The sequence below is a fragment of the Campylobacter sp. W0014 genome, from assembly GCF_020135975.1.
Classification (GTDB): Bacteria; Campylobacterota; Campylobacteria; order Campylobacterales; family Campylobacteraceae; genus Campylobacter_D.
On sequence record NZ_JACHTR010000022.1, the window covers coordinates 18,158 to 27,882 of the forward strand.

Genomic DNA, 9,725 nt, shown 5'->3' on the forward strand with positions numbered 1-9,725 from the left:
TTTTATATAATATTTATTCTAAAGATATCAAGGAAAAAATTATGAGAAATTTAGAACTTAGACTTTTTAGATTTGATAAAAATAAAGATTACGAGAGTTATTATAAGCCTTATCTTTACCGCAATTATGAAAATTTTGCCACTCTTTATGATTTGCTTTTGCAAGTGCAAGATGATGATATTTATTTCGAATTTGAAAAAAATGAGAATTCTCATATAGTTGTTAATAAACAAATTTTACCTCTCAATACCCCTTTGGAAGAGTTGATTAAAAAACATGATTTTAATCTTGTTATTGAACCGCTAAGCACAAAAAGAGCGATAAAAGATTTGATCATTAATAAGGATGATTTTTTAAGCAAATACAAATATCTTGCTCCATTTGGAAACGAAGAAGATAAAAAATTTTATGAAAAATACGACTATCTATACTATGCTAATGAAATTTTAGAATTTCTTCCTGAGTATATGGGGGATGCTTTATTTTACCTTGCGTTTGAAATGATCAAAAAATATCCAGATAAAAAAGTGGAGATTTTAAAAGCTATTTCTGATCCTGAAAAAGGAATCTTTTATCATATTAATGGCACCAATAAAAAAGTAGAGAATGTGATTGAAAATTTAAAAAAAGAAATTTTAAATTTGGGACTTTTTGATGAAGATTTATTGTATTTTGATTTACCTAAAAATAGTGCTTTTGAAAATGAAATAAAAGAAATTGGGCAAGTCAAGCATGATTTTAGCAATTTCAATATAGCTTTCTATGGCTTTAAGCCTTGTAATAATTTAAGATCAAAAATCAAAGCAAAATCTATTTCATACGAAAATTCTGACAAAAATAATGGCTTTGATCTTTTAAAACTCAATAGCGAACTCGGTTATAAAATGGCGGCAAAAATTCTTTTAGATGCTTATGATAGTGGAAGCGATTTTTTAGTTGTAAAAAATCCTAAAGATTTTTATATGTTTGATACTTGTGCTAAAAAACTTATGAGTATAAGCAATAGAGATTTTAAAGATTTTTACATTTTAAGTCATTTAGAATTTTTATCTTTAATTCAAGGTATTAAAAGTCCATCTTTGCAAAATCATGAATTAAAAGTAACCTTGATATGAAAATTTCTTTAGAATGTAAAGATATCATTATAGAAAGAGCTTTGGCTCTTTTTTTAAAAGAACACTTAGTGATGAAAAAAGATTGTGATTTCATCATTAGTGATGAAAAAATTCCCTCAAGCAAACCTTTATTTCTTATAGCTGATAATTCTCCTTTTTTGAGTGTGCCTTTTAGCAAGGAAGCTTTATTTAAATCTTTAAATGATTTTGATAATGCTTTAAAGACAACTGCTCAAAAACTCGCGGATGAAAAAAGAAAAATTTTAGAAGCAAAAATTGATTCCATAGCGGAAGAATTTAGAAAAGATTACCAAATAAAAATAGATCTTGCTATTAGCGAACTTAAAGATAAACTTGTTAAAGCTTTGATACATGAGTGAAGATTTTATTCGCGTAAAAGATTTTTTAAAAGAATATCAAAAAATCTCAGATTCAAAAAATAAAAAAAATCAAACAATAAAAATTTATACCTTTATAGAAAGTGGGCAATACAAAGGAAAAAAACTTCTTCTACCTTCGCTTGAAAAAACAAGAAGCACTAAAAGCATAGTCAAAGCTTGTGTTTTTAATGTCATAAGACAAAATTTAAGAAATAAAATTTTTATAGAAGCTTTTGGCGGAAGTGCTTTGATGGCGGCTGAAGCTTTGAGCAATTTTGCTTTAAAATCCTATGCGATTGAGCTTGATAAAAACGCTTATAAAATCGCAGTTCAAAATTCTAAAATCGATCAAAATTTAAATGTGATACAAGGAAATACTTTTGAAATTTTACCTCAACTGATCGAAAAATTAACTCAAGAAAATATTCCTATTTTTCTTTATCTTGATCCACCTTTTGACATCAGAAAAGGTTTTGAAAAAATTTATGAAGACATTGAAAATCTTTTAAAAAATCTTAACCGAAAAAATATAGAAAAAGTCATTTTTGAGCATCATTCTAAAATAGAACTCCCACAAAACATAGAAGAATTTCAAAAAAACAAATCCAAAAAATTTGGCCTAACTACTCTTGGTTTTTACGAAAATACCCTTTAAAATTAAACTCTTAAAATTGGAACACTTTTTGCTTTATTTTATGTAATAACATAGATTAAAGGAATAATCCATGAGAGTTTTAATGCTTTTTTTACTCTTTATGACAAGTATTTTTGCAATACAAATCAAGGATGTAGCAAACACTGTAGGTGTTAGAGATAATCAACTTATAGGTTATGGACTTGTGGTTGGTCTTAATGGTAGCGGAGATGGAACAAGTTCTAAATTTACTCTACAATCAGTATCCAATCTTTTACAAGGTATGAATATCAAAGTAGATCCAGCAGATATCAAATCAAAAAATACAGCCGCTGTAATGGTAACAGCAAAACTTCCAGCTTTTGCTAAAAGTGGAGATAAACTTGATATTACAGTATCTTCTTTAGGGGATGCAAAATCTTTACAAGGTGGAACGCTTTTGCTCACCGCACTTCGTGGGATTGATGGCGAAATTTATGCAATCGCACAAGGATCGATTTCAACCGGAGGACTCACAGCTAGACCAGGTGGCGCAGGTAGTCATTCTACAGCAGCAACTGTGATGGGTGGAGCCAATGTAGAAAGAGAAATTCCGCAAAATTTTAGCCAAAATAATGATTTAACTTTAAGTTTAAAAGTGGCTGATTTTCAAACTGCTAGCAATATAGAAAGAGTGTTAAATAATGTTTTTGGAGAAGATGTTGCTAAAGCGATTGACTCACGTACTATAAAACTTAAAAAGCCAGAAGATCTTTCAAATGTGGATTTTATGGCAAGAGTTTTAAATCAAGATATAGCTTATACTCCAGAAAGCAAAGTGATTATCGATGAAAGAACAGGAACTGTGATCGCAGGTGTTGATGTAGAGGTTGAACCTGTATTGATCACTCATAAAGATATCACAATCAAAATTGATCCTAACAATAACACCACACCAAATCAAAATGAAATTGATATGAAAGATGGTGGTTTTATAGATCCTAGTTCAAATACCTTAAGGATCAATAACAAAAAAAGCACAGTTGCCAATATTGCAAGAATGCTTAATAAACTTGGAGCAACTCCAAATGATATTATAGCTATCATGGAAAATTTAAAACGCGCAGGTGCAATTACAGCTGATTTGGAGATTATATAATGAAAGTGGATAATTTTTTAAATACATTCAATATGGATAATGTTTTATTAAATAAAGCATCAAGAAGTCTAGAGAATCGTATCAAAATAAATGATAATGATATAGTCACTAAAACCAAAGAAGACGAGGCTTTAAAAGAACAAACTGACGCTTTTGAAGCGTTTTTTTTAAAACAAGTTTTAGACGTGTCCTTAAAATCTCAAAATTCACTTTTTGGAAAAGATGCGAGTGATGAAATTTATTCATCTATGTATAATGACACCATCAGTAAAGCTTTAAGCGGTGGTATGGGTTTTTCAAAATTATTATACGATTTTTTAAAAGAAAGGGGTTAAGTTTTTTAATTTTTAGCCGATATAGTCTGTAGAGGATTATTAATAAAAAATTTCAAGGAGGCAGAAATGATAAATCCTATACAGCAAGGCTACGTGGCGAGTTCCACATTAAACACAGTTCAGACAAATAAAGAAACTAAAACAAACGATACTCAAAAAACAGAGAATGATAAAGCTGCAAAAATTGCAGAACAAATTAAAAATGGCACTTATAAAATCGATACAAGAGCCACAGCTGCTGCTATAGCTGATTCTTTAATTTAAAAAATTTTCTCTCTTTTTTTTGAGTAAAAAAAGGAGAGAAAATGCTTAAAAAACATCTTGATGAGGTTAATGCTATCTTAGAAAAATTAATAGCATTAACTCAGGAAGACATTGAAAATATAAAAGTTGCAAAACACGATACCGTTGCACCTAGTGTTGAAGAAAAAAATAAACTGATTTCTGAATTTACAACAGCTAAAAAACAACTCGATGCTGCCTTAGTAGCTTTAAATAATAGTTCCACTAAAGGACTTAGCGAACTACTTGATGAAGAGGACAAAGAAAAATTAGATTTATTGAAAAAAAATCTTCAAACTCTTCATTCTGCTAACAAAGAATACGCCAAATTTGTACTTATCATCAAAGATTTCTTTGATGGTTTGGTCAATAAAATGTTTAATCTCAATGATGGAACGAATAATGCTTATGGTGATAAAAAGACTACGCCAGAGTCAATTTTTAAGATTAATGTGTAAGGAATAAGGATATGGGTATTTTTGGAACTTTATATACTGGAGTTACAGGCTTAAAAGCCAGTGAAGTTCAAATTGCAACTACCAGTAACAATATCTCTAACGCAAATGCAACTTTTTATACTCGACAAAGAGTTGTGCAAACAACCAATGGTTATGTTTCATCTAATGGGGTTCAAGTAGGTACAGGTACAGCCATAGAAAGTATTGTTCGTTTACATGATGAATATTCTTATTTTAAATTAAAAGGGGCTTCAACTCAACTAGAATATACTAAATATATGGCTTCAACCTTGCAAGAAATATCGGAACGCTTTCCAGATTTGCAAAATACAGGGATTTTGCAAGATTTAGAAAATTACAATAAAGCTTGGAATGATTTTGCATCCAATCCTAATGAAAATGCTACAAAAGTAGCGCTTGTAAAGGCTTCGCAAACATTAACAGAGAGCATTAATAATACTTTTTCAAATTTAGATAAAATTCAAAAGAAAATCAATAATGATATCAAATCAACCGTAGAAGAAATTAATAGAATTGGCGAAGAAATCGCAACGATCAATAAACAAATTTATGGTCAAGAAGCACTCCCAACCGAACATGCAAATGAATTAAGAGATAGAAGAGATGAGCTTGAACTCACCCTTTCAAAACTTGTAAGTGCTGTAGCTAGCAAAAATGAAATCAATCAAGACAATCGCTTAGATACAACTATAACCGACCCAGGGCACCAATATAATCTTAGTATTGAAGGATTTAGTATAGTTGATGGGATCAATTTCCATCCACTAAAACTTGATTACGATGATAAAAATAAATCTTATAGTATTTATTATGAAACCGCAGATGAAAAAGTAAGAGATCTAACCGGTAAAATTGCTGGAGGACAATTAGGCGCTCAGCTTGATTTACGCGGTAGAAATTATGATAAAAGTAAAGGAAAATATAGTGATGGAATCATACAAGGCTATATGGATTCTTTAGATACTTTTTCTAAAACAATGATCAATGAAACTAACAATCTTTACGCTAGTTCCGCAAAAAGCCCTGTAACTTCCGATTATCTTCCTGGGCTTCAAGGCAATATCCCTTTAATGAATTATGATAGAACTATACAACCAGGAAGTTTTGATATCGTTCTTTATGATGAAAAAGGGGATAAAAAAGTTACCAAAACTATTAATATCGATGTTAATACCACCATGGATGATATCGTACGCCAAATCAAAGCTAATACAGATGATAACAACAACAAAGATTCAAATGATGATGTTGATGATTTGATCAACGTAAGTTTTAGTTATGATCCAACTTCTAATGATGGTTTATTTCAACTGACTGCCAAATCAGGATACAAAATAGCCATAGAAGATAAAGGAACAAATTTTGCAGGTGCTTTTAGCATAGGAGGATTTTTTAGTGGAAATAGTGCAAGTGATATTAAAGTAAAAGATTCTATTTTAAGCGATCCAAGCACAGTAAGAGCTAGTTTAAATGGGGTTGATAGCGGTAATGATATGGCAAATAAAATCATACAGCTTCAATACGATAAGGTTAATTTTTACAATGAAGATGGAACTATCGATCACTTAACCATGGAAGAATATTACCGTAAATTAACAGGAAAAATAGGATCTGATGGGGAAAATAACAATGTAGTTAATGCTAGCAATCAAACCTTTTATAATTCTGTGTATAGCGAATATCAATCTAAAAGCGGAGTTAATACCAATGAAGAACTTGCAGCCTTAATACAATGGCAATCAAGTTATGGAGCCTCTGCGAAAATTGTTACCACTATTGATCAAATGTTAGATACTTTACTAGGAATTAAATCATAATCCTAGTAAAATGTCTGATATATTAAAAGCGAAGCTAGATGCTCTAGTAAAACTAAAAAATACCGATAAAGCTTTATTTGAAAATCCAGATCCTTTGCAAGTTGCCAAAATTTATAAAGATGAATTCATTGCTTTGCTTTGTGCTTTATTTGCCTATGGTAATGCCAAAAATATAGTTAATTTTTTAAATAAACTTGATTTTTCTTTACTTGGCTCAAATGAAAAGCAAATTAGAAAAAATTTAAAAGGCTTGAAATATCGTTTTCAAAATGAAAGAGATATTATAGAAATTTTTATCACCTTCTCAAGACTTAAAAAAGAATTTTCTTTAAATGAACTTTTTACCGCGGCTTATCAAAAAAGGCAAAATACCACAGATGCTATCCTTGCTTTTATGAAAAAAATTCAAAACATCAATACTTATTCTAGCTATGGCTATGATTTTTTCTTTGGAAAAATTTGGAAAAATATGCCAAAATCACCACTTAAAAGATATCATATGTATTTTAGATGGATGGTTAGAAAAGATGAGCTTGATCTTGGAATTTTTACTAATATACACACAAAAGATCTTTTAATCCCTCTTGATACTCATCTTTTTAAAATTTCCTTGACTTTGGGACTTTTAAAGCGTAAAATATATGATTATAAAAGTGTGTTAGAACTTACTAACAAGTTAAAAGAATTTGATGCAAATGATCCTATTAAGTATGATTTTGCACTTTATCGTTTAGGACAAAGCAAGGAGATTAAGGCATGGGCTTTGAACATTTAGATACGATTTATTATATTATATTATTTTTTGCGGCACTTTTTGCAGGTTTTATAGACTCAATAGTTGGCGGAGGCGGACTTATAACTTTACCAGCACTCATAGCTTGTGGAATTCCTGCGCATTTATCTATCGCAACCAATAAAGTCCAAAGTGTATGCGGAGCTTTTACCGCAACAATCACTTATTTTAAATCCACAACCCTACCCCATCTAGCTTGGGGGGTATTTTTTACCGCAGTAGGTGCTATCTTAGGAAGCTATAGCGTACTTTTTGTTAAGGATGAAAATTTAAAAATCATTATTTTAATCTGCTTGACTTTGACTTTTTTATACACAGCCTTACGTCCAAATTTAGGAAAATATGAAAACAATCCAAAGATTAAAAATATTAAAATTTTTTATCTTGTTTGTGGTTTGGCTTTGGGGTTTTATGATGGCTTTTTAGGCTCTGGAACTGGATCTTTTTGGATATTTGCTTGTGTAACCTTGCTTGGCTTTAATATGAAAAAAGCAAGCATGAATACAAAGATCTTAAATTTCACAAGCAATATTATCGCTTTAATTATTTTTTTATGGCAGTATGAAGTTTTATGGAAAGTAGGATTAATCATGGCTGTTGGACAAATTTTAGGAGCTTTTCTAGGGTCTAAACTTGTATTAAAGAGCAATGGAAAATTCATCAAAAGTCTATTTTTAATCGTAGTAGGTATAACCATCATCAAAGTTGCTTGGGATTATTTTTCTTGAAATTAAAATTTATTTTTGAACAATACAAAAATATCTTTCAAAAATAATTAAATTCAATACTTAGATGAAAAATTATGCTTTTTTATTTCTAAATTCTTTTCTTAGTTTTCTTATCTCAAAAAATAGTTTTAGGTATCCGTCTTTATACCAATTTCTACTAGCCTTTATCAAAGCTTCTCCTAATTTATAAGATAAATGTTCTTTAAATTTTAAAGCTTCTTTATAATCAGGATAAGATTCTAAAGGAGGTAATTTTAAAGAAGAATCTTTTTTGATTTTTTCCTCATAAATTTTTTGTTCTTGTTTGTGTTTATCTTTTATATAAGATAAAACATAAGGCATTCTTATATAACCTAGTATGCTTTTTGAATTTTCTATCATAGCTTGTCCTAGTTTATAAGAAAGTTGGTTTTGAATTCTTGCCTTAGCTGAATTAGCTTGGATAAAAGTTACTTTAGGATTAATAATATCCATTTTAATTCCTAAAGATTTAGCTAATTTTTTACTTTCTAGTTTTTTGATGATTAGGTCTTGTTCTAAATTAGCTAATTCTAAATGTTGTTTTTTAATAGGGATGGAGTTGAGTTTATTTTCAAGATTGTTTTTTTCATTGAGTAAATTTTGTTTTTCATTGTTCAAGTTAGATATTTGAGTATTTAAGGATGCTAACTTTCTAGCATCTGTTACTTTACAATACTCATCTATAATTTCTTTATACCATTCCATTGGGGGTATAAGGTGATTAAAATTATATTCTTTGTCAATTTCCATATTTTCTTTGGCTAGAGTTTCAAAGTCAATATCTTCATTATGATAATCTTTTACAAGCAAAAAAGAAATAAGTCCGACATAATTTAAATTCTTATTGATTTTTGGTTTTTCACAGGGTTGAACTTTTTTATCCATTTCTCCATTTAATTTGCAATTGCACTTAATTTTTACATTTTCATTTATTTTCAATAATGTACCAAATCGCTTTACTGCACCCCCTGGAAATAATAAAGAATTAAAATTGTATTTCCCATCGGTTATTGTTAAAGAAGAGTACAGAATTTGATTTAAATTGCATGCAAATACTGAATGTATATAGTATCCGTAATATTTTTCCGGAAAAAAGAGCTCTTGCTCATCTTTTAACTTTAAAACTATTGGAAAATCCCCACCAATACAAGTTTTTATCCATTCTTTTTTTGCTACTTCATTATTAAATTTCATTTCATCTAAGTGACAAACTTTAAAATGTGTGGTTTGTTTTAATGGTATATTTTTTTTAGGATATTTTAAAGAAGTAAAATTTTTTGCAATGTTTTTTCCTATTTTTTTAAGGATAAAAGAATACAGATGAACGCTGTCGTGAGAAAAAAAATAAAATATTTTCCTTTCAATTCTTAGATCAATTAAATTAAATCCGTAATAATTTGCTAAATAAATATGTAAATTATCTGTGATTTTATTTTGCTGTCTAATTCCAGCATGTTGAAATAATAAAATAACAATTTTCTTTTTTAGTAGATAAAGATTTTGATATGCTTTATTAATATCTTGACAAGAAATTTCAAAATCTGCTCTGAAATCATCAGTATTGCTTTCACAAATAACCAAATCGGCTTTTTCAAAAAATTTTAACTTTCTAATATCATGAATCCTGTGTAATATAAAAGTACTTGGAGATCCTGTTATGGAAAAATTTTCAACATTCCACCCAGCCATTTTAAATCCTAATGGTATACCTTGTTGATAGGAATGACTTGAACCTATGATAACAACATTCATTATAAAGCTTTATCTATTAATTTTTTAATATTATTAAAATTTTCAAAATTTTCAGGAATTAAATCTTCAAAATCTAATTCTATTTTATAGAATTTTTCTATTTCACCAACTAGATTGATTATATCTAAGCTATCAATTCTACCGCTGCTAAATAGATCAACATCAAATTTATTAATATCTTCTTTTCCAATTTCTTTAAAAAACTGCTTAATCTCTTCCATTTTCTCTCCTTAAAGTTCTTTATAGTAACC

General features: G+C 29.0%; 12 protein-coding genes. 10 read left to right on the forward strand and 2 right to left on the reverse strand.

From position 1 onward, the window contains the following. The first annotated feature begins 41 nt into the window (after nt 1-41). The 10 genes from H2277_RS07195 to H2277_RS07240 all read left to right on the forward strand — a co-directional run bounded on the left by H2277_RS07195 (nt 42) and on the right by H2277_RS07240 (nt 7,701). The gene (locus tag H2277_RS07195; RefSeq protein WP_337201656.1) at nt 42-1,115 is read left to right on the forward strand and encodes a DUF5644 domain-containing protein; all 1,074 of its coding nucleotides are present in this window, start codon (nt 42-44) and stop codon (nt 1,113-1,115) included. Beyond that, nucleotides 1,112-1,495, forward strand: coding sequence for a hypothetical protein (locus H2277_RS07200; RefSeq protein ID WP_337201658.1), 384 nt, complete (start codon nt 1,112-1,114; stop codon nt 1,493-1,495). Before H2277_RS07195 ends, H2277_RS07200 begins: the two co-directional genes overlap by 4 nt. Then, a complete protein-coding gene (locus H2277_RS07205; protein WP_337201659.1) occupies nt 1,488-2,150 on the forward strand; it encodes an RsmD family RNA methyltransferase in 663 nt (220 codons plus the stop codon). Before H2277_RS07200 ends, H2277_RS07205 begins: the two co-directional genes overlap by 8 nt. Nucleotides 2,151-2,220: 70 nt before the next feature. Next, nucleotides 2,221-3,267, forward strand: coding sequence for a flagellar basal body P-ring protein FlgI (locus tag H2277_RS07210; RefSeq protein ID WP_337201660.1), 1,047 nt, complete (start codon nt 2,221-2,223; stop codon nt 3,265-3,267). Further along, nucleotides 3,267-3,602, forward strand: a complete 336-nt coding sequence (locus H2277_RS07215; protein ID WP_337201661.1) for a rod-binding protein — start codon at nt 3,267-3,269, stop codon at nt 3,600-3,602. The genes H2277_RS07210 and H2277_RS07215 overlap by 1 nt, the downstream gene beginning before the upstream one ends. Nucleotides 3,603-3,668: 66 nt before the next feature. Continuing rightward, nucleotides 3,669-3,866: a flagellar biosynthesis anti-sigma factor FlgM gene (locus H2277_RS07220; RefSeq protein WP_337196126.1), complete on the forward strand. Its 198-nt coding sequence runs from the start codon at nt 3,669-3,671 to the stop codon at nt 3,864-3,866. Nucleotides 3,867-3,907: 41 nt separating this feature from the next. Then, the gene (locus tag H2277_RS07225; protein ID WP_200283576.1) at nt 3,908-4,342 is read left to right on the forward strand and encodes a flagellar protein FlgN; all 435 of its coding nucleotides are present in this window, start codon (nt 3,908-3,910) and stop codon (nt 4,340-4,342) included. 11 nt (nt 4,343-4,353) lie between these two features. After that, entirely contained in the window at nt 4,354-6,180 is a 1,827-nt protein-coding gene (gene flgK / locus H2277_RS07230) for a flagellar hook-associated protein FlgK (protein ID WP_337201662.1), read from the forward strand. A 10-nt stretch (nt 6,181-6,190) separates the two neighbouring features. Continuing rightward, on the forward strand, nt 6,191-6,955 hold the full coding sequence (locus tag H2277_RS07235; protein ID WP_337201663.1) for a TIGR02757 family protein: 765 nt from the start codon (nt 6,191-6,193) through the stop codon (nt 6,953-6,955). Further along, nucleotides 6,937-7,701 carry a TSUP family transporter gene (locus H2277_RS07240; RefSeq protein ID WP_337201664.1) on the forward strand — a complete coding sequence of 255 codons (765 nt, stop codon included), beginning with the start codon at nt 6,937-6,939 and terminating at the stop codon, nt 7,699-7,701. Before H2277_RS07235 ends, H2277_RS07240 begins: the two co-directional genes overlap by 19 nt. A 72-nt stretch (nt 7,702-7,773) precedes the next feature. Here the strand turns inward: H2277_RS07240 and H2277_RS07245 are convergent, their stop codons facing one another. Beyond that, nucleotides 7,774-9,411, reverse strand: a complete 1,638-nt coding sequence (locus H2277_RS07245; RefSeq protein ID WP_337201665.1) for a hypothetical protein — start codon at nt 9,409-9,411, stop codon at nt 7,774-7,776. Nucleotides 9,412-9,473: 62 nt separating this feature from the next. Continuing rightward, nucleotides 9,474-9,695: an acyl carrier protein gene (locus H2277_RS07250; protein WP_337201666.1), complete on the reverse strand. Its 222-nt coding sequence runs from the start codon at nt 9,693-9,695 to the stop codon at nt 9,474-9,476. Nucleotides 9,696-9,725 lie beyond the last annotated feature (30 nt).